This window comes from Catellatospora sp. TT07R-123, assembly GCF_018327705.1.
Lineage (GTDB): Bacteria > Actinomycetota > Actinomycetes > Mycobacteriales > Micromonosporaceae > Catellatospora.
In genome coordinates, this window is sequence record NZ_BNEM01000001.1 from 2,901,401 (window position 1) to 2,919,436 (window position 18,036).

Genomic DNA, 18,036 nt, shown 5'->3' on the forward strand with positions numbered 1-18,036 from the left:
GTCCTTTCGGTTAGCGGGCGCCGCCGTTGACGTACAGCGTCTGGCCGGTCACGAACGAGGAGTCGTCGCTGCTCAGGAACGCGACCACCGAGGCGATCTCCTCGGGCTGGGCGACCCGGCGCAGCGGGGTGTGCTCGGCGGCCCACGCCTGGTGCGCCTCGGGGGTGGAGCCGACGCGCTGCGCGGTGGCGGCGGTCATGGCGGTGGCGACGTACCCGGGGGCGACGGCGTTGACGGTGATGCCGAACGGGCCCAGCTCGATGGCGAGCGTGGCGGTCAGGCCCTGCACCCCGGCCTTGGCGGCGGCGTAGTTGGCCTGGCCCCGGTTGCCCAGCGCCGAGCGGCTGCTCAGGTTGACGATCTTGCCGTACCGCGCCGCCACCATGTGCTGCTGCGCCGCCTGGCAGCACAGGAACATGCTGGTCAGGTTGGTGTGCAGCACCGCGTTCCAGTCGGCGTAGCTCATCTTGTGCAGCAGGTCGTCGCGGGTGATCCCGGCGTTGTTGACCAGGATGTCCAGCCGCCCGAAGGCCTCCACGACCCGCTCGGTCATCGCCCGGACCGCGGCTTCGTCGGTGACGTCGCACGCGATCCCGATCGCCCCCGCCCCGATCTCCGCCGCCGTCGCCTCGGCCTTCTCGCCGCTCAGATCCACCACGGCCACCTTGGCCCCGTCAGCGGCCAGCCGCCGCGCGGTGGCGGCCCCGATCCCCTGCGCGGCCCCGGTCACCACCGCGACCCGTCCGTCGAATCGTTCGCTCATGCTGTTCCTCCAGTTGGTCAGACGAAGGCGTTCACGCCGGTCAGGGCGCGGCCGATGAGGAGTTGCTGGATCTGGCTGGTGCCCTCGTAGAGGGTGGTGACGCGGGCGTCGCGCAGGTACTTGCCGACCGGGTACTCGTCGACGTAGCCGTACCCGCCGAAGACCTGGAGCGCGTCGTTGGCGCAGCGGACGGCGGCCTCGCTGGCGTACAGCTTGGCCATCGACGCCTGCGTGGCGAACGGCTCGTGCCGGTCGGCCAGGTCGGCGACCTGCCAGACCAGCAGCCGCGCCGCGGCGGTGTCGACGGCGATGCGGGCGAGCAGCTGCTGCACGAGCTGGAAGCCCGCGATGGGCCGCCCGAACTGGGTGCGCTGCTTCGCGTAGGCGACGGCGGCGTCCAGGCAGCCCTGGGCGATGCCGACGCAGCCTGCGGCGACCGACATCCGGCCCTTGTCCAGGGTCGACATCGCGATGCGGAAGCCCTGGCCGACCTCGCCGAGGCGGGCGCCGTCGGGAATCCGTACGCCGTCGAAGACCAGCTCGGCCGTGGGCTGCCCGCGCAGCCCGAGCTTGCCGTGGATCTCGCGCCGGACCAGGCCCGGCGTGTCGGCCGGCACCAGGAACGCGGTCACCCCGCGCGGACCCGGCTCGCCGGTACGCGCGAACAGCAGCACCACGTCGGCCCAGGTCCCGTTGGTGATGAACACCTTCGAACCGTGCACGGTCCAGCCGTCCCCGTCGCGCACCGCCCGCGTGGCCAGCGACCCGGCGTCGGAGCCGGTGCCGGGCTCGGTCAGCCCGAAGCAGCCGAGCAGCTCGCCCGCGCAGAGTCCGGGCAGCCAGCGTCCGCGCTGCTCGGGTGTGCCGTACGCGGCGATCGGCTTGGCGACCAGCCCGAGCGAGACCGAGACCAGCCCGCGCACGGCCGAGTCGCCCCGGCCCAGCTCCTCCAGCACCAGGCAGTACGCCAGGTGGTCGCCGCCGCTGCCGCCCAGCTCCGCCGGGACGGTCAGGCCGAGGAAGCCGAGCTCGCCGAGGCGCCGGACCACGCCGCGGTCGACGCTCTCGGCCCGGTCCCAGGCCGCGGCGTGCGGGACGACCTCGCGGTCGACCCAGTCGGCGGCCAGGCGCCGCAGCGCGGTGTGTTCGGCAGACAGTGTCAGGTCCACGAAATAAAACTAACGCTGGAAGTTTTATTTCGTCCAGACCCCGATATGGGAGAGTTGTTCTCCCACCCCCGGACCACGCCCCCGACCAGGAGGAGAGCCATGCCCCGCCCGAGCCAGGCGCTGCTGAGCCGGCAGCGCATCGTCGAGACGGCGGCCCGGCTGATCGACGCCGACGGACTGGAGACGTTCTCCACCCGCCGCCTGGCCGCCGAGCTGGGGGTGCGCGGGCCGTCGCTGTACAACCACTTCGCCGGCAAGGACGAGATCCTGGACGCCGTCGCCGACGCGGTGATCGCCGAGGTCGACGTGACGGTCTTCGCCACCCACGGCTGGCGCGAGGCGCTGCTGGGCTGGGGCACGTCCTACCGCGACGCGCTCGCCGAGCACCCGAACATCGTCCCGTACCTGGCCCAGGGGCCGGGGCGGCGCCCGGCGGCGCTGGCCATGGCCGACGCGGTCTACGGCGGCCTGGTCAAGGCGGGCTGGCCGCCCGCGCGGGCCACCCACATCGGCGCGGTCATGCGCTACCTGGTCGCCGGCTCCGCGCTCGGCTCGTTCGCCCGCGGCTTCGTCGAGGACCCCGAGCTGTACGCGGCCCACTACCCGCACCTGAGCCAGGCCCACCGCCTGGCCGGGCACCAGCGCAGCGTCGACGAGGGCGCCTTCCGGCTGGGCCTGCAGGCCCTCATCACCGGCCTGGCCGCCGAGTACGAGGCGACCGTCGGCCCCCTCCCGCCTCTGGAGCCGGGCGCCGACACGTACTACAGTCGAAACTTGCAGCGCTAGTTTTAGCGGCCCGCCCCTCCCCCGCACGTGTGCGGCTGGCCGCTCGACGGGAGGAAAGCATGGATCTCGACACCGCGGTCGCGCATCCCGGACGGGCCACCCCGATCGCCGACCGTACGCAGCTCTACCTCGACGGGCAGTGGGCCGCCCCGCACGGCACCGGCCGCATCGCCGTCGTCGACCCCACCACCGAGCAGGTCATCGCGCACGTGCCCGCCGGGGACGCGGTCGACGTCGACCGGGCCGTGGCCGCCGCGAAAGCGGCGTTCCCGAGCTGGTCGGGGCTGGCCCCGGCCGAACGCGCCGCCCATCTCGACCGGCTGCACGCGGCGCTGAGCGCCCGCGCCGCCGACATCGCCGCCACCGTCGCCCGCGAGCTGGGCACCCCGCTGCGGGTGGCCACCCGGGTCCAGGCCGGACTCCCCCTCACGGTGCTGCGCGGCTATGTGGAGCTGGCCGCCGCGCCGCCCGCCCCGCACACCGTCGGCAACTCGCTGATCGTGTCCGAACCGGTCGGCGTGGTCGGGGCGATCACCCCGTGGAACTACCCGCTGCACCAGATCATGGCCAAGGTGGCCGGGGCGCTGGCGGCGGGCTGCACGGTGGTGCTCAAGCCGGCCGACCTGACCCCGCTGGTGGCGTACCTGCTGTTCGACGCCGTACACGAGGCGCAGCTGCCGCCCGGGGTGGTGAACCTGGTCAGCGGCCCCGGCTCGACCGTCGGCGGCGCCATCGCCGCCCACCCGGACGTGGACCTGGTCTCGTTCACCGGCTCCACCGCCACCGGCGCCCGGATCAGCCACCTCGCCGCCGACCGGATCGCCCGCGTCGCCCTGGAACTGGGCGGCAAGTCCGCCAACGTGATCCTGGACGACGCCGACCTGACCCGCGCGGTCAAGACCGGCGTGGCCAACGCGTTCCTCAACTCCGGCCAGACCTGCACCGCCTGGACCCGCATGCTGGTCCACCGCTCCCGCTACGAGGAGGCGCTGACGCTGGCCGCCCAGGCGGCGAACGCGCAGACCCTCGGCGACCCGCTCGACGAGGGCACCCGCCTCGGCCCGCTGTCCAGCGCGGCCCAGCGCGAGACCGTGCGCGGCTACATCGCCCGAGGGCTGGCCGACGGGGCGCGGCTGGTCGCGGGCGGGCTCGACGCGCCCGTGCCGCCGACCGGCTACTTCGTCGCGCCGACCGTGCTGGCCGACGTGCACCCCGACAGCACCGTCGCCCAGGAGGAGATCTTCGGGCCGGTGCTGGTGGTGCTGCCGTTCGACGACGACGACGAAGCGGTCGCCATCGCCAACAACTCCCGGTACGGCCTGGCCGGGGCCGTCTGGTCGGCCGACGAGGACCGCGCGCTGGCCGTCGCCCGGCGGCTGCGCACCGGGGCCGTGGACGTCAACGGGGCCGCGTTCAACCCGCTCGCGCCGTTCGGCGGGTACAAGCAGTCCGGCATCGGCCGCGAGCTGGGCGCCCACGGGCTGGCCGAGTTCCTGGAGACCAAGGCGATCCAGCGATGACCCGGGTACGGGCCCTGGTGTGCCGCGAACCCGGCGCGGCCCTGGAGGTCACCGGCATCGAACTGCCCGCGCCGGGGCCGGGCGAGGTGCGGGTGCGCATCGCCGCCGCCGGGGTGTGCCACTCCGACCTGTCGATGGTCAACGGGACGCTGTCGGCGCCGTACCCGCTGGTCCTCGGGCATGAGGCGGCCGGGGTCGTGGTCGAGGCCGGGCCCGGGGCGCGGGTCGGCGTCGGCGCGCACGTGGTGCTCGACTGGGCGCCGCCGTGCCGGACCTGCTGGTTCTGCACGCACGAGCAGCCGTGGCTGTGCGAGACCGGCGGCACCCCGGCCGCGCTGCGCGGCAGCCTCGACGGGCAGCCGCTGCACGTCACCCTGGGGCTCGGCGCGCTGGCCGAGGAGGTCGTCGCGCCGGACACCGCCGTGATCGAGGTGCCCGCCGCGCTGCCGTTCGCGGACGCGGCGCTGCTCGGGTGCGCCGTGCTGACCGGGACCGGGGCCGTGCACCGCACCGCCGGAGTGCGTCCCGGCGAGTCGGTGCTGGTCATCGGGCTCGGCGGGGTCGGGCTGGCGGCCGTCATGGCGGCTCGGGCGGCGGGGGCCGATCCGGTCATCGCCGCCGACCTGTCCGAGGCCAAGCGGGAGCTGGCCCTGGCGGCGGGCGCGACCCACTTCCTGATCTCGGGCGACGAGCTGTCCTCGGGGGTACGGGCGCTGACCGGGCGGCGCGGCGCCGATCACGCGCTGGAGTGCGTGGGGCGGGCGGCGGCGATCCGGGCGGCGTGGCGGGCCACCCGGCGCGGCGGCGCGGTGACCGTGGTCGGGATGGGTGCCAAGGACGATCTGCTCACGCTCGGCGCGCTGGAGATCTTCCACAACGCGCGTACGCTGCGCGCCTCGGTGTACGGCTCGTCCGACCCCGACCGCGACGTGCCCGCGCTGGCCGAGGCCGTGCTGGACGGCACCCTCGACCTGTCACCGCTGGTCACCGACCGCATCACGCTGGACGAGGCCCCCGACGCGTTCACCCGCATGTCGCGCGGCGAGGGTGCCCGCTCCATCATCCAGTTCCCCTGACCACCGCCCCACCCGCCGCACCCCGTTTTTTATCGACGTTGGCCTATCTAGAAGACGATTCTCCGAAAACTGCCTTCTGGATAGGCCAGCGTCGATGCTAAGCCGGGCGGGGCGGGCGAGCGGGGCGGTGGGTCAGGTCAGAGATTTGTGGAGTTCGATGCGGGAGCGGATGCCCAGCCTGCTGAAGATGTTGCGCATGTGGTGGTCCACGGTGCGGGTGCTCAGGAACAGCTGCGCGGCCACCTCCCGGTTCGTCGCCCCGTCGACGACCAGCCGGGCGATCTGGAGCTGCTGCGCCGTCAGCACCTCGGCCGCGAGCACCTCCGGCGCCCGCACCGCCTCCCCGGCGGCGCGCAGCTCGGCCCGCGCCTGCTCGATCCACGTCGGCATGTCCAGCCGGGTGAACGTCTCCAGGCACCGGTGCAGGTGCTCGCGGGCGTCGCGGGGGCGGCGGCTGCGCCGCAGCTCCTGGCCGTACAGCAGCTCGGTGCGGGCGCGCTCGAAGTCCGATTCGGCCGACCGGTGCAGCAGCAGGGCCGCACGGAACCGCTCGTCGGCCTCGGCGCTGCCGCGCGGGGCGAGCAGGGCCCGGCAGCGGGCGGCCAGCGCCCGGCGGGCCGGGTCGCCGGTGGCGGTGGCCCAGCTCTCGAAGCCGTCCAGGGCGGGCAGGGCACGTTCGCGCTCGTCGGCGCGTACGGCCGCCTCGACCAGCCACGGGGTCGCCAGCGCCTGGACCACCACGTGCCCGCGCCCGGTGACCGGGTCGGCGATGGCGGCGATGCGGGTGACCGCGTCGGCGGGGCGGCCGCCGAGCAGGTCGAGCACGGCCTGGGCCCACTGGGTGAGCGCCTTGGGGCGGTTGGACCGGCCCGCGCCGGGCGCCAGCTCGATCTCGCGGACGCGGCGCAGGCAGGCGTCGCGGTCGCCGCGTACGGCGGCGAGCACCGCGAGCATCCCGAGGTGGTCGGCGGCGTAGTTGTCCTGGCCGCCGGCGCGCGCGGCGCGCAGCCCCTGGAGGCTGGTGGCGGCGGCGGCCTCGTGGCGGCCGAGCCAGTACTCGGCGTACGCGGTCATCTCCAGCGCGAGCGGCAGCTCGCACACCTCGCCGACGTCACGGGCCGCCTCGGCGGCGCGGGCGGCCAGCCGGTGCGCGCCGATGTCGTCGGCCAGCAGCAGCGCGCTGGCGGCGGCGCAGGTCAGGGTGGTGGCCCGGTCGAGCTGCCCGGCCAGGTCGATGACCCGCCGCAGCGGGGCCACGGCTCGGTCGTGCCGCCCGAGGAAGGTCGCCGCGAAGCCCGCGAAGTGCTCGAAGATCACGTCGAGGTACGGCGGATCGCCGGGCCGCCGCAGCTTCGCGGCCCGCAGCGCCACCTCGGCGTAGCGGGGGTAGTCGCCGGAGAAGCACAGCGCCTCCCCCGCCCGCAGCAGGGCGCGGACGACCAGGTCGCGGTCGGCCGGGTCGCGGTCGGCGGCGGCGAGCCGGTCGGCGGCGGCCAGCAGCGTGTCGGCGGCGGTGGCGGTGGCCCCGGCGCGCAGCTCGATCTCCCCGGCCAGCACCTCGCTCTCGCCCACGGTCCGGTCCCGGGCGGCGGGGCGGGCCTGGCGCAGCAGCCGCCGGGCGCGCTGCGGGCTGCCGGACTGCCAGGCGTACCGGGCGGCGGTGACCAGCCGGATCGCCGCCCCGACGGGCTCGTCGGACAGCTGCGCGGCGTGCTCCAGCGCGGTCGCGGCGCGGGAGTAGCCGCCGCAGGCCGTGCCGCCCGCCGCGGCGGCGTGCTCCAGCTCCTCGGCCAGGGCCGGGTCGGGCCCGTTGGCGGCGGCGGCCAGGTGCACGGCGCGGCGCAGCCGGTCGCGGCCGGGGTCGAGCACCTCGGCCAGGTGCAGGTGGGCGGCGCGGCGGCGGGCCAGCGGCGCCTCCTCGTACGCCAGCGCGCGCACCAGCGGCTGGGCGAAGACGACCGCGCCCCGGCTGACCCGGACCAGCCCCTGGCGTTCGGCGGGGGCCAGCGCGGCGATGTCGACGCCGTCGGCGCGGGCGGCGCGCAGCAGCCCGGCGGCGTCGGTCTCCTCGTCGGCGGCGGCCAGCAGCAGCAGCCAGCGCGTGTCGGCGGGCAGCCGGTCCAGCCGCTCGCGGTATGCCCGGCGCAGCACGCTGTCCTCGGGCAGCCGGGTCGGCAGCGGCGCGTCGCCCTCGCGCTGGGCCGGGGTGAGGCTGTGCGCGAGCTCGGCCAGCGCCTGCGGGTTGCCGGCCGCGACGGCGGCCAGCGCGGCGGCGTCGTCGGAGTCCAGCGGTGCCCCGCCGTCGTCGAGCAGGTCGGCCAGCAGCTGCCGGGCCGCGTCGTGGTCGAGCGGGTCGAGCCCGAGCTGCGGCACGCCCGCCAGCGTGGTGCCGGGGCTGGCGGTGAGCAGGATGGCGACCCGCTGGCCGCGCAGGCGCCGGGCGGCGAAGCCGAGCACCGCCAGGGACGGCCGGTCCAGCGCGTCGGCGTCGTCGACGCAGCACAGCACCGGCCGCTCACGACCGAGCGCGGTGAGCAGGTTGAGCACCGCCATGGACAGCGCGAGCCGGTCGGGTCCGGCGCAGCCGCCGCCGGTGAGCACCCGGTGCAGCACCCTGGCCTGGTGCGCGGGCAGGGCGCCGGGCTGGTCGGCGACGGGTTGCAGCAGGCCGTGCAGGGCGGCGTACGGCAGGTCGGCCTCGTCGTACAGGCCGCCGACGCCGAGGACCGTCCAGTCGCGAGCCCGGGAGACGGCGTCGCGGAGCAGGGTGGTGCGGCCGGAGCCGGGGTCACCGGGCAGCAGCAGCGCGCCGCCGGCACCCGCGTCGGCTCGTACCAGCAGGTCGGAGATGGCCTCCTGGACGCGCTGGCGTCCGCGTGGCATAGGTATGTGCACTGACGATGCATTTACCATGCCCGTCAGTGTTACCTATAAGTAACGCGATGGAAAGAGTGTGAACGTGCCGGGTCGGCGCGACCGGTCAGCCCAGGCCCGTCGCCATGGCGTTGAGCAGCAGCGCCGTGACCGTACGCGCCATGACCGCCGCCGCCTGCTCCTCGTCCAGCCCCAGCCCGTCGCGCAGCATCGCCCAGGCGGGCCACATGGTCGAGGCGATCAGCGCGTGCAGCAGCTGGTCGCGACCGGCGCCCGCCATCTCCAGCTCGGGCGCGAACAGCGCCTCGACCTCCTCGCGCACCCGCTCGATGTGCTTGAGCCGGTTGCGGTGCAGCTGCGCCGAGTACGGCTCGCGCAGCTGGGCCGCCCGCGCCATCGGCGCGATGAGCTGGAGCAGCCGCACCCGCTGGGCGCAGAACCCGTCCACCCGCCGCCGCAGCGGCAGCCCCGGCGGCACCGGCTGGAACGCCGCGTCCTGCTGGGCCAGCACCCGGCGGCCGCTGGCCTCGAACAGCGTCTCCATGTCGGCGAAGTTGGTCCACAGCGCGCGCAGCGACACCCCGGCCCGCTCGGCGATGCGCTCGCCGGTCGGCCGCAGGTCGCCCTCGGCGATCAGCGCCAGGTGCGCGTCGACGATGGCCGCCCGGGTCCGCTCGGCCCGCGCCGTCCGCCCGTCGACCCGCCCGTCGGTGCCAGCCATGCCGCCCCGCCCTTTCTCCCCGTCGATCATGAACTTATGGTCGCTGGTGGGGAGTCGACGGTGGCCCGCCGTTCAGGCGGGACACCGAGACGAGCCACTAGCGAAGTGTTCGACGGCGTGTCCCCACCCTGGCGCCGTGATCACCGCCAGAGCGGTCCGCCGCAGAGGTGTTCGCAGAGTGTAGTCGCGGTGGGGGTATCGAGGTGGGGAGATAGATGCACTGCCAGTGCTGACTGTAGCGGCGGGCGGCGGTTGGCGCCAGGCCTGAGGCGAGGTCAGCCGCATGGTGACATGGTCCACCGGGGTCGGATGTTGACAGCCGCGGAAGAGAAGTCGCAGCGTTAGTGCATAAAGTTTGCCCGTACTCCCGAAAGGACACCCCCGTGCCTGAAGCTGTCGTGGTGGCCGCGGCCCGCACGCCGATCGGCCGCGCCAACAAGGGCTCGCTGGTCGGCGTACGCCCTGACGACCTGGCCGTGACCGCGGTGCGCGCCGCCCTGGCCGCCGTGCCGCAGCTCGACCCGCGCGAGCTCGACGACCTGGTGCTCGGCTGCGGCCAGCCCGCGGGCGAGCAGGGCCACAACCTGGGCCGCGTCGTCGCGGTGCTGCTGGGGCTGGACCGGCTGCCCGGCACCACGGTCAACCGGTACTGCGCCTCGTCGCTCCAGTCCACCCGCATGGCCCTGCACGCGATCCGGGCCGGGGAGGGCGACGCGTTCCTGTCCGTCGGCGTCGAGCTGGTCTCCCACTACGGCAACGGCCGCAGCGACGGCATGCCCGGCACCCGCAACCCGGTCTTCGACGACGCCGTCGCGCGCAGCGAGCGGCGCGCGGCCGAGGGCGCCGAGCCGTGGCACGACCCGCGCGCGGACGGCGCACTGCCCGATGTGTACATCGCCATGGGCCAGACCGCCGAGAACGTGGCCGAGCGCTACGGCGTCTCCCGGCAGGAGCAGGACGAGTTCGCCTGCCGCTCGCAGAACCTCGCCGAGCAGGCCATCGCGGCAGGCTTCTGGGCCCGCGAGATCACGCCCGTGACCAGGCCGGACGGCACCGTGGTCAGCGCCGACGACGGCCCGCGCGCCGGGGTCACCATGGCCGCGCTGGCCGGGCTGGCGCCGTCGTTCCGGCCCGGCGGCACGGTGACGGCGGGCAACTGCTGCCCGCTCAACGACGGCGCCGCCGCCGTGGTGGTCATGTCGGACAAGCGAGCCCGCGAGCTGGGCGTCACCCCGCTGGCCCGGATCGTGTCCACCGGCCTGTCCGCGCTGTCGCCCGAGGTCATGGGCATGGGCCCGGTCGAGGCGTCCCGGATGGCACTGGCCCGTGCCGGGATGTCCGTCACGGACGTCGACCTGGTCGAGATCAACGAGGCGTTCGCGGCGCAGGTGGTGCCCAGCGCCCGCGAGCTCGGCCTGGACTGGGACCGGCTCAACGTCAACGGCGGCGCGATCGCGGTCGGCCACCCGTTCGGCATGACCGGCGCCCGCATCACCACCACCCTGCTCAACTCCCTGACCTGGCACGACAAGACCATCGGCCTCGAAACCATGTGCGCCGCCGGCGGCCAGGGCATGGCCATGATCCTGGAACGCCTGTCATAACGCAGGCCGACCGCCCCGGCACCCATCTCGGGTGCCGGGGCGGTCCGGCTAGATGATCAGGAACCCGTGCACGCAACACGCCGTCGAGCCGTGCCATAGGTTCATGATCGACGTGTCAGGACAACGTCACGGCCGGGGGCTGGGGGCGGGGGGTGGGGTATTCGGTGACGGGGGTGGTGGGGGTGTCGTCGGTGGTGTAGACGGGGCCGAAGAACAGTTGGGTGGCGGCCTCGATTTTGGTTAGGCGGTAGCCGGCGTAGCCGGAGTGGTCGGTCTTGCTGTAGCGGAAGGGGGCGTAGCCGGGGCCGGTGAAGCCGTTCTTCTCGACGGCGGCGAGCAGGCCTTCGCGGGTGAGGTCCTTGCCGACGGCCTGGAGGGCCTGGACGAAGGTGTACGCGACCGACATGCCGTAGACGGTGTTGCCGTTGAACGGGGCGCTGCCGTTGTACTTGTCGTGGATCTTCTTGAACATGGCGGTCCACGGGTCGTCCAGGTCGAGCGGCGAGGGGAGGTTGGAGGCGCCGACCGCGCCCTCCAGCAGCACCTTGCCGTCGCCGAGCAGCTTGGCCAGGGTCTGGTAGTCCGAGCCGACGTTGGAGACGACCCACTGCGGCTTGAACCCGATGCGGGCGGCGGTGCCGATCGACAGCGCGGTGAAGCCGGGCACGGTCGCCAGCACCACGACCTCGCACCCGGCCGCCTTCAGGGCGCCGAGCTGCGGGGCCACGTTCTGGTTGGTGACGACGTACTTCTCCTTGGCGGCGACGGCGCCCAGGACGGCCTCGACGCCGACCAGGCTGTCGCGGCCGAAGTCGTCGTCCTGGCCGAAGAAGCAGGTCTTCTTGCCCGCGAAGGCCGTCTTCACGTGCGTGGCCAGGATCTTGCCCTCGACGGTGTAGTCGGTGTTGAAGCCGAAGGTGCCCGGGTACTTGTCGGGCTGGTTCCAGTTGCGGCTGCCCGAGGCGACGAACAGGTCCGGGACCCGGTTGGTCTTGAGGAAGTCCAGCACGCCGCTGTGGGTGGGGGTGCCCAGGCCGTTGAGGACGGCGAACACCTTGTCCTGGAGCACGAGCTGGCGCACCACGGTCTGCGTGTTGGCCGGGTTGTACCCGTCGTCCATGACCTTGTATGTGATCTTGCGGCCGTTCACCCCGCCGTTGGCGTTGACGTAGTCGAAGTACGCCTTGCTCGCCGGAGCGATCTCGGAGTATCCGGCCGAGGCGGGACCGGTCAGCGGCATGTGCGTGCCGACGACGATCTCGGTGGCGGTGACGCCGGGGACCTCCGCCCCGGCGGGCGGGGTCTGGCCGTCGTCGCTGCACGCCGCGGCGGCGGTGAGCAGCGCGGCGGCAGTGGCGAGCGCCAGGGTACGGCGCATCAGGCGGTTCATGACGACACCCTTCTCTCGTAATAAATTGATGATTATCGATGTATATCCGTGGAGCCCTGCCGGATGAGCGGGAACGTCGGGGTCAGCGGCTCGGCAGGCGCCGCCGGGCCCGGCCGGACAGGCGGCGCAGCAGGCCCTGCACCCCGTCCGGCAGGGCGATCATGACGACGATCAGGGTGAGCCCGAAGACGGCCAGCGGGAGGTTGCCCTCCAGCCGCTGCGCCGCGCCGGGCGAGGAGGCGACCAGGCCGCTGCTCAGCTCGTGTGCCAGGTCCGGCAGCGCCACCAGCAGCAGCGCGCCCCAGACCGCCCCGGCCAGGCTGCCCAGCCCGCCGATGACCACCGCCATCAGCAGGAACAGCGACAGCGTCAGCGAGAAGGCGCCCGGTGACACGCTCTGGGCGAGCACGGCGAGCAGCCCGCCGCCCAGGCCCGCCCCGGCCGCGCTGACCACGAACGCCAGCACCTGGGCACGGGCCACGTCGATGCCGGACAGGCGCGCGGCCACCTCGTCGTCGCGGACGGCGCGCAGCGTACGGCCGAACCGGCCGCGGGTCAGGTTCGCCAGCAGCAGCATGGTCAGCAGGGCACCGAGCAGGGCGAGCCACGCCTGCCAGCGCTCGTTCGGGAAGTACGGCCCGAGCGCCGGGGGCGGGGGTTCGACGTACACGCCGAGGCCCTGCTCGCTGTTGAACAGCTCGGCGAAGGTGACCGTCGCGGCGGGCACCGCCACCGCCACCGCGAGGGTGACGCCGGCCAGGTACGGCCCGCGCAGCCGCGCGGCGGCCAGCCCGATCACGGCGCCCGCGGCCATGGTGACCAGCACCCCGGCCAGCAGCGACAGCGGCAGCACGCCGTTGCCGGTGACGTCGTGCTCGGCCAGCGCGTTCTGGCACAGCGCGACGGTGTACGCCCCGACCGCCATCAGCGCCCCGTGCCCGAGCGACAGCTGCCCGCTCAGCCCGGTCAGCACGGTCAGCCCCGCCGTGGCGCACAGGTACGCCGCGACCGTGGCCAGCTGGAAATTGCGGAACGGGTCGAGCTCCAGGGTCAGCAGGTACAGCGCGAACCCGGCGAGCGCGGTCAGCACCAGGTGCCGCAGCAGCGTGGAAGCGCCCAGCAGGGCGCGCAGCCGGGTCACGCCTGCCTCGCCGCGGTCGCCGCGAACAGGCCGCCGGGCCGGACCAGCAGCACCACCAGCAGCAGCGCCAGCACCGCCATCGGGGTGACGTCGCTGCCCAGGTAGCCGCTGACGTAGGACAGGATCAGCCCGACCGACAGCCCGCCGACGACCGCGCCGGGCGGGCTGTCCAGCCCGCCGACGACCGCCGCCGTGAACGCCGAGACGAAGACCAGGTCCATCGCGTGCGGGTGCAGGCCGAGCTCGGTCGGCAGCACCAGCATCGCGGCCAGCGCGCCGACGGCCGAGGCCAGCGCCCAGCCCAGCGTCAGCATGCCGCCGACGTCCACCCCGAGCAGCCGCGACACCTCCGGCGCGAACGCCGCGGCGCGCATGCGCAGGCCGATCGCGGTACGGGTGAACAGCAGCGCCAGCCCGAGCAGCACCAGCAGCACCGCGCCGAAGACGAACAGGTCGTGCCGCGACAGCAGCGGAATGCCGCCGACCTCCAGCGCGGTGCGGCTGAACGGGGTCGCCACGGCGCGGAACTCGTTGCCGTAGACCATGCCCAGTCCGGCCTGCACCACCAGCACCAGCCCGAGCGCGACGATCACCTCGGCCAGCGGTGAGCGGTGGTCCACGAACCGCATCACGGCCCGCTCGACCAGCGCCCCGAGCAGCAGCCCGCCGGCCAGCGCGGCCAGCAGGCCCAGCCAGTACGACCCGGTCGCGGCGGTGACGCTGTACGCGGCGTACGCGGCGGCCACCGCCATCGCGCCCTGGGCGAAGTTGACGATGCGCGCGGCGCGCCAGATCAGCACCAGTGCCAGCGCGAACGCCGCCAGCACCGCACCCTTGGACAGGCCGTCGAAGGTCAGGAACACGAACCGGTCCACCAGGCACCTCCCCTCGGGGTCGGACGGTCAGAAACCCAGGTACGCATGGCGCAGCTCCTCGTCGTCGCGCAGCCGGTCGGCGCCGGTCGCGGCCACCACCCGGCCCAGCGCCAGGACCACGCCGGTGTCGGCGACCGACAGCGCGCTGCGCACGTTCTGCTCCACGAGCAGCACGGTCAGCCCGGTGCGGTCGCGCAGCTGCCGCAGCAGCGCCATGATCTGCGCGGTCACCCTGGGGGCCAGGCCGAGCGACGGCTCGTCGAGCAGCAGCAGCCGGGGCCGGGCCACCAGGGCGCGGCCCAGCGCCAGCATCTGCCGCTCGCCGCCGGACAGCTGGTGCCCGGCGCTGCGGCGGCGCTGGGCCAGGGGCTCGAACAGCTCGTACACCTCGGCCAGGGCCTTGTTCGCGTCGGCGCGGTCGCGGCGCCACAGGCCGCCCAGGCGCAGGTTCTCCTCGACGGTCAGCTCGGCGACCACGCCCCGGCCCTCGGGCACGTGCGCCATGCCCAGGCGCACCAGCTTCTCCACGGCGACGCCGGTCAGCGGCCGCCCGTCCAGCAGCACCCGCCCGGCCGACGGCCGCACCAGGCCCGACAGCGTACGCAGCAGCGTCGTCTTGCCCGCGCCGTTGGCGCCGAGCACCGCAGTGATCGTCCCGGCGGGCACGGTCAGGTCGACGGAGTGCAGCACCGGCGCGGCGCCGTACCCGGCGGTCAGGCCCTCGACCCGCAGCAGCTCGCTCACGCCTGCGCCCCTTCCTCGACCGCCGCGCCGAGGTAGGCCTCGGCCACGGCGGGGTCGTCGCGGATCTCGGCCGGGGTGCCCTCGGCCAGCAGGCGGCCGAAGTCGAGCACCGCGATCCGGTCGCAGACCCGCATCACCAGGTCCATGTGGTGCTCGACCAGCATCACCGCGCAGCCGCTCGCGGCCGGCAGGCCGGTGATCACCTCGGCCAGCTCCTCGATGTCGCCCGCCCCGAGGCCGCCCGCGGGCTCGTCCAGCAGCAGCAGGCGCGGGCGGGCGGCCAGGGCACGGGCCAGCGCGACGCGCTTGCCGACCGCGTACGGCAGCGTGCCCGGCAGGGCGTCCGCGTGCTCCGCGACGCCGAAGCGGTCCAGCAGCGACAGCGCCTCCTCGCACAGCCGCCGCTCGTCGCGGTCGCCGCGCGGCAGTCCGAACAGGCCGGAGAAGAACCCGGCGCGCGCGGTGTGCCCGGCGCCGGTCATCACGTTCTCCAGCACCGTCATGCCCTTGAACAGGCCGACGCCCTGGAGGGTGCGGGCGATGCCGAGGCGGGCCAGCCGGTGCGGGCGCGGGATCAGCGGTGTGCCGTCCAGGGCGATCGTGCCGCCGGTGGGCCGGACCAGGCCGCAGACCACGTTGAACAGGGTGGTCTTGCCGGCGCCGTTGGGGCCGATCACGCCGACCACCCGGCCGGGCGGCACGCGCAGGGACACGTCGTCCAGCGCGGTCAGGCCGCCGAACCGCACCGTGATGCCGCGCAGGGCCAGACCTGCTGATTCGTCGGGCGGTGTCATCGTCACCTCAATGTGGACGCGGGCCGGAAGGGATCAACTAATTACACTTGGAGTGTATGTTTGTGCAACGTCTCGTCAATAGCTTCGTTACAGTGCCGTCATCGCCGCTGCTCAGCTGGCAGCCGGACGGCTCGACCGGCGATCTAACCGCATCAGCGGTGCATGAAGATCAGCCCGGCGGCAGGTCGACCAGCTCCGCCAGCAGCGCCCGGTGCCGCCCCGCGCCGCCCAGCGCCAGCGCCGCGCTGCGGGCCCGCTTCAGGTAGAGGTGGGCCGGATGCTCCCAGGTGAACCCGATCCCGCCGTGCAGCTGCACGCACTCCTCGGCGGCCCGTACCGCCAGCGGCGAGCAGTGCGCCTGCGCCAGCGCGGCCGCCACCGACGCGTCGGGGTCCCCGGCCGCCGCGCACGCCGCGGCGTAGCGGGCCACGGCGCGGCCCTGGGCCAGCTCGACCCACAGGTCCGCCAGGCGGTGCTTGAGCGCCTGGTACGACCCGACCACCCGCCCGAACTGCCGCCGCTCGCGCAGGTGTGCGACGGTCGCGTCCAGACACCACTGCGCGACGCCCAGCTGCTCGGAGGCGAGCAGCGCCGCCCCGGTGAACAGCGCCGCCCACATGGCGGCCGCGGCGGTCGCGCCCAGCGCCAGCGGCCGGGCGGGCACCGCCGACAGGGTCAGGTCGCACAGCGGCCGGGTCTGGTCCAGCGACACCACGGCGGCCCGGCGCACCCCGGGCGCGGCGGCGTCCACCGCGTACAGGCCGGTCTGGAGGCCGGAGGCGGCGGGCACCAGCAGCACGTCCGCGCCGAGCGCGTCGGCGACGCTGGTGACCGTCCCGGCCAGCACGTCCCCGGTCGCGGCGACCGTCGTGACCAGGCTGCCGCCCGGCGCGGTGCTGAACGGCACCGCCAGCGCGACCACCGCGCCGCCCGCGATCGCGGTCAGCAGCCGCGCCGCCTCCGGCACCTGGGCGCAGACCGACAGGGCGGCGACCGCCGTCCCGGCCGTCCCGAGGTACGGCACCGGCGCGACCGCGCGGCCCAGCTCCTCCAGCACCACGGCCAGCTCGCGCGGGCCCGCGCCCGCGCCGCCCAGGTGCTCGGGCACCGCGAGCCCGGCCAGGCCCAGCTCGACGGCGAGCAGCCGCCACAGGCGCGGGTCGGCCGGACCGGGCTGCTCCAGGCCCGCCAGCACGGCCGACGGCGGGCAGTGGTCGGCCAGCACCGCGCGCACCGAGGCGCGCAGCTGCTCCTCCACCTCGCCGTAGCGCAGGTCCAGGCTCATCGGGGCAGGTCCTTCCACGTGGCGTCCAGATCGGTGCGGGGCTCGGCGGGCAGGCCGAGCACCCGCTCGGCGACGATGTTGCGCAGGATCTCCGAGGTGCCGCCCTCGATCGAGTTGCCCCGGGCCCGCAGGTAGCGGTAGGTCGCGCCCCGGCCGGTGAAGTCGACGACCTCGGGGCGGCTGAACTCCCAGCTGTCGTGGCGCAGCCCGGCCTCGCCGAGCAGCTCCACCTCCAGGCTGCTCAGCTGCTGGGCCAGGCCGGCGAAGGCCAGCTTCACGGCCGAGCCCTCCGGGCCGGGCTCGCCCGCGGCCAGCTGCTGGCGCAGCCGTACGCCGGTGAGCCGGGCCGCCTCGGCCCGCACCCACAGCTTCAGCAGCTCGTCGTGCAGGGCCGGGGTGCGCAGCTCAGGGCGCTTGCGCCAGGTGTCGGCGAGCAGGCCGACCAGCCCGCCCTCGCGCGGCACGGGCGCGCCGCCGATGGCGACCCGCTCGTTCATCAGCGTCGTGCGCGCCACCGCCCAGCCCTGGCCGACCTCGCCCAGCCGCAGCTCGTCGCCCAGCCGCACGCCGGTCAGGAACACCTCGTTGAACTCGGCCTCGCCGGTGAGCTGCCGCAGCGGCCGCACCTCGACGCCGGGGGCGTGCATGTCGCAGACGAAGTAGGTCAGGCCCCGGTGCTTCGGGACGTCGGGGTCGGTCCGCGCGAGCAGGATCCCCCAGCGCGCCCGGTGCGCCATCGAGGTCCACACCTTCTGGCCGGTGACCAGCCAGCCGTCGCCGTCGCGCACCGCCCGGGTCGCCACCGCGGCCAGGTCCGACCCGGCCCCGGGCTCGCTGAACAGCTGGCACCAGAGCTGCTCGCCGGTCCACAGCGGACGCAGGAAGCGCTCACGCTGATCGGCGGTGCCGTGCCGCAGGATCGTCGGCGCGGCCATGCCGAGGCCGATGCCGATGCGCCGGGGCGTGTTGTCGGGCGCGCCCGCCGCCGCGAACAGCCCGTCGACCACCGGTTGCAGCTCGCGGGCGGCGGCCAGGCCGCCCAGCCCGACCGGGTGGTGGAGCCAGGCCAGGCCCGCGTCGAAGCGGGCGCGCAGGAACGCCAGACGGCCGTCGTCGTCGCCCGGGGCCGGGATCGGCTGCGCGGCGAGGAACCGCTCCACCCGGCGGCGCGCCTCGCCGTCGGTGACCGTGTCGTCCACGCATACCCCGCCTTCGAAGAATTTGCACTGCGAGTGCAATATAGGGCAGGCGCCGCCGCCTGGGAAGCCCCGAGCCGCCCCGGCATACCGGCCTT

At 74.7% G+C, this 18,036-nt stretch carries 15 protein-coding genes; 4 read left to right on the forward strand and 11 right to left on the reverse strand.

The features are described from left to right. Positions 1-10: 10 nt before the first annotated feature. Both fabG and Cs7R123_RS12345 read right to left on the reverse strand, forming a co-directional pair. A complete protein-coding gene (fabG, locus tag Cs7R123_RS12340) occupies positions 11-763 on the reverse strand; it encodes a 3-oxoacyl-ACP reductase FabG (RefSeq protein WP_212826193.1) in 753 nt (250 codons plus the stop codon). Positions 764-780: 17 nt separating this feature from the next. Further along, positions 781-1,932 (reverse strand): acyl-CoA dehydrogenase family protein, encoded by a 1,152-nt coding sequence (locus Cs7R123_RS12345; protein WP_212826195.1) that lies wholly within the window; start codon positions 1,930-1,932, stop codon positions 781-783. Positions 1,933-2,031: 99 nt separating this feature from the next. On the opposite strand from Cs7R123_RS12345, the gene Cs7R123_RS12350 reads away from it, so the two are divergent. From Cs7R123_RS12350 to Cs7R123_RS12360, 3 genes are read left to right on the forward strand one after another with little or no spacing between them, the layout of a single operon-like run. Then, positions 2,032-2,718 carry a TetR/AcrR family transcriptional regulator gene (locus Cs7R123_RS12350; RefSeq protein WP_212826197.1) on the forward strand — a complete coding sequence of 229 codons (687 nt, stop codon included), beginning with the start codon at positions 2,032-2,034 and terminating at the stop codon, positions 2,716-2,718. A gap of 59 nt (positions 2,719-2,777) precedes the next feature. After that, positions 2,778-4,238, forward strand: a complete 1,461-nt coding sequence (locus Cs7R123_RS12355; protein ID WP_212826199.1) for an aldehyde dehydrogenase family protein — start codon at positions 2,778-2,780, stop codon at positions 4,236-4,238. Continuing rightward, a complete protein-coding gene (locus tag Cs7R123_RS12360; RefSeq protein WP_212826201.1) occupies positions 4,235-5,314 on the forward strand; it encodes a zinc-binding dehydrogenase in 1,080 nt (359 codons plus the stop codon). The genes Cs7R123_RS12355 and Cs7R123_RS12360 overlap by 4 nt, the downstream gene beginning before the upstream one ends. 132 nt (positions 5,315-5,446) lie before the next feature. Here Cs7R123_RS12360 and Cs7R123_RS12365 read toward each other — a convergent pair whose 3' ends face one another. Both Cs7R123_RS12365 and Cs7R123_RS12370 read right to left on the reverse strand, forming a co-directional pair. Further along, positions 5,447-8,197 (reverse strand): LuxR family transcriptional regulator, encoded by a 2,751-nt coding sequence (locus Cs7R123_RS12365; protein WP_244871777.1) that lies wholly within the window; start codon positions 8,195-8,197, stop codon positions 5,447-5,449. 97 nt (positions 8,198-8,294) lie between these two features. Beyond that, positions 8,295-8,909 (reverse strand): TetR/AcrR family transcriptional regulator, encoded by a 615-nt coding sequence (locus Cs7R123_RS12370; protein ID WP_212826205.1) that lies wholly within the window; start codon positions 8,907-8,909, stop codon positions 8,295-8,297. Between the two features lie 383 nt (positions 8,910-9,292). On the opposite strand from Cs7R123_RS12370, the gene Cs7R123_RS12375 reads away from it, so the two are divergent. Continuing rightward, positions 9,293-10,513, forward strand: coding sequence for an acetyl-CoA C-acetyltransferase (locus tag Cs7R123_RS12375; protein ID WP_212826207.1), 1,221 nt, complete (start codon positions 9,293-9,295; stop codon positions 10,511-10,513). Positions 10,514-10,628: 115 nt separating this feature from the next. Here Cs7R123_RS12375 and Cs7R123_RS12380 read toward each other — a convergent pair whose 3' ends face one another. From Cs7R123_RS12380 to Cs7R123_RS12410, 7 genes are all read right to left on the reverse strand, one after another. Next, the gene (locus Cs7R123_RS12380) at positions 10,629-11,903 is read right to left on the reverse strand and encodes an ABC transporter substrate-binding protein (RefSeq protein WP_244871778.1); all 1,275 of its coding nucleotides are present in this window, start codon (positions 11,901-11,903) and stop codon (positions 10,629-10,631) included. Between the two features lie 82 nt (positions 11,904-11,985). After that, the gene (locus Cs7R123_RS12385; protein WP_212826208.1) at positions 11,986-13,044 is read right to left on the reverse strand and encodes a branched-chain amino acid ABC transporter permease; all 1,059 of its coding nucleotides are present in this window, start codon (positions 13,042-13,044) and stop codon (positions 11,986-11,988) included. Continuing rightward, a complete protein-coding gene (locus tag Cs7R123_RS12390) occupies positions 13,041-13,919 on the reverse strand; it encodes a branched-chain amino acid ABC transporter permease (protein ID WP_212826210.1) in 879 nt (292 codons plus the stop codon). The genes Cs7R123_RS12385 and Cs7R123_RS12390 overlap by 4 nt, the downstream gene beginning before the upstream one ends. A 27-nt stretch (positions 13,920-13,946) precedes the next feature. Further along, the gene (locus Cs7R123_RS12395) at positions 13,947-14,663 is read right to left on the reverse strand and encodes an ABC transporter ATP-binding protein (RefSeq protein ID WP_212826212.1); all 717 of its coding nucleotides are present in this window, start codon (positions 14,661-14,663) and stop codon (positions 13,947-13,949) included. Beyond that, on the reverse strand, positions 14,660-15,457 hold the full coding sequence (locus Cs7R123_RS12400; RefSeq protein WP_212826214.1) for an ABC transporter ATP-binding protein: 798 nt from the start codon (positions 15,455-15,457) through the stop codon (positions 14,660-14,662). The genes Cs7R123_RS12395 and Cs7R123_RS12400 overlap by 4 nt, the downstream gene beginning before the upstream one ends. A 169-nt stretch (positions 15,458-15,626) precedes the next feature. Then, positions 15,627-16,742, reverse strand: coding sequence for an acyl-CoA dehydrogenase family protein (locus Cs7R123_RS12405; protein ID WP_212826216.1), 1,116 nt, complete (start codon positions 16,740-16,742; stop codon positions 15,627-15,629). Continuing rightward, positions 16,739-17,941 (reverse strand): acyl-CoA dehydrogenase family protein, encoded by a 1,203-nt coding sequence (locus Cs7R123_RS12410; RefSeq protein ID WP_244871779.1) that lies wholly within the window; start codon positions 17,939-17,941, stop codon positions 16,739-16,741. Before Cs7R123_RS12410 ends, Cs7R123_RS12405 begins: the two co-directional genes overlap by 4 nt. Positions 17,942-18,036 lie beyond the last annotated feature (95 nt).

What these genes read in the sequence shown, in the direction of transcription:
- Cs7R123_RS12360 (WP_212826201.1), top strand. Translation starts at nt 4,235, where the DNA reads ATGACCCGGGTACGGGCCCTGGTGTGCCGCGAACCCGGCGCGGCCCTG.
- Cs7R123_RS12370 (WP_212826205.1), bottom strand. Translation starts at nt 8,909, where the DNA reads ATGGCTGGCACCGACGGGCGGGTCGACGGGCGGACGGCGCGGGCCGAG.
- fabG (WP_212826193.1), bottom strand. Translation starts at nt 763, where the DNA reads ATGAGCGAACGATTCGACGGACGGGTCGCGGTGGTGACCGGGGCCGCG.
- Cs7R123_RS12365 (WP_244871777.1), bottom strand. Translation starts at nt 8,197, where the DNA reads ATGCCACGCGGACGCCAGCGCGTCCAGGAGGCCATCTCCGACCTGCTG.
- Cs7R123_RS12400 (WP_212826214.1), bottom strand. Translation starts at nt 15,457, where the DNA reads ATGACACCGCCCGACGAATCAGCAGGTCTGGCCCTGCGCGGCATCACG.
- Cs7R123_RS12350 (WP_212826197.1), top strand. Translation starts at nt 2,032, where the DNA reads ATGCCCCGCCCGAGCCAGGCGCTGCTGAGCCGGCAGCGCATCGTCGAG.
- Cs7R123_RS12405 (WP_212826216.1), bottom strand. Translation starts at nt 16,742, where the DNA reads ATGAGCCTGGACCTGCGCTACGGCGAGGTGGAGGAGCAGCTGCGCGCC.
- Cs7R123_RS12380 (WP_244871778.1), bottom strand. Translation starts at nt 11,903, where the DNA reads ATGAACCGCCTGATGCGCCGTACCCTGGCGCTCGCCACTGCCGCCGCG.
- Cs7R123_RS12355 (WP_212826199.1), top strand. Translation starts at nt 2,778, where the DNA reads ATGGATCTCGACACCGCGGTCGCGCATCCCGGACGGGCCACCCCGATC.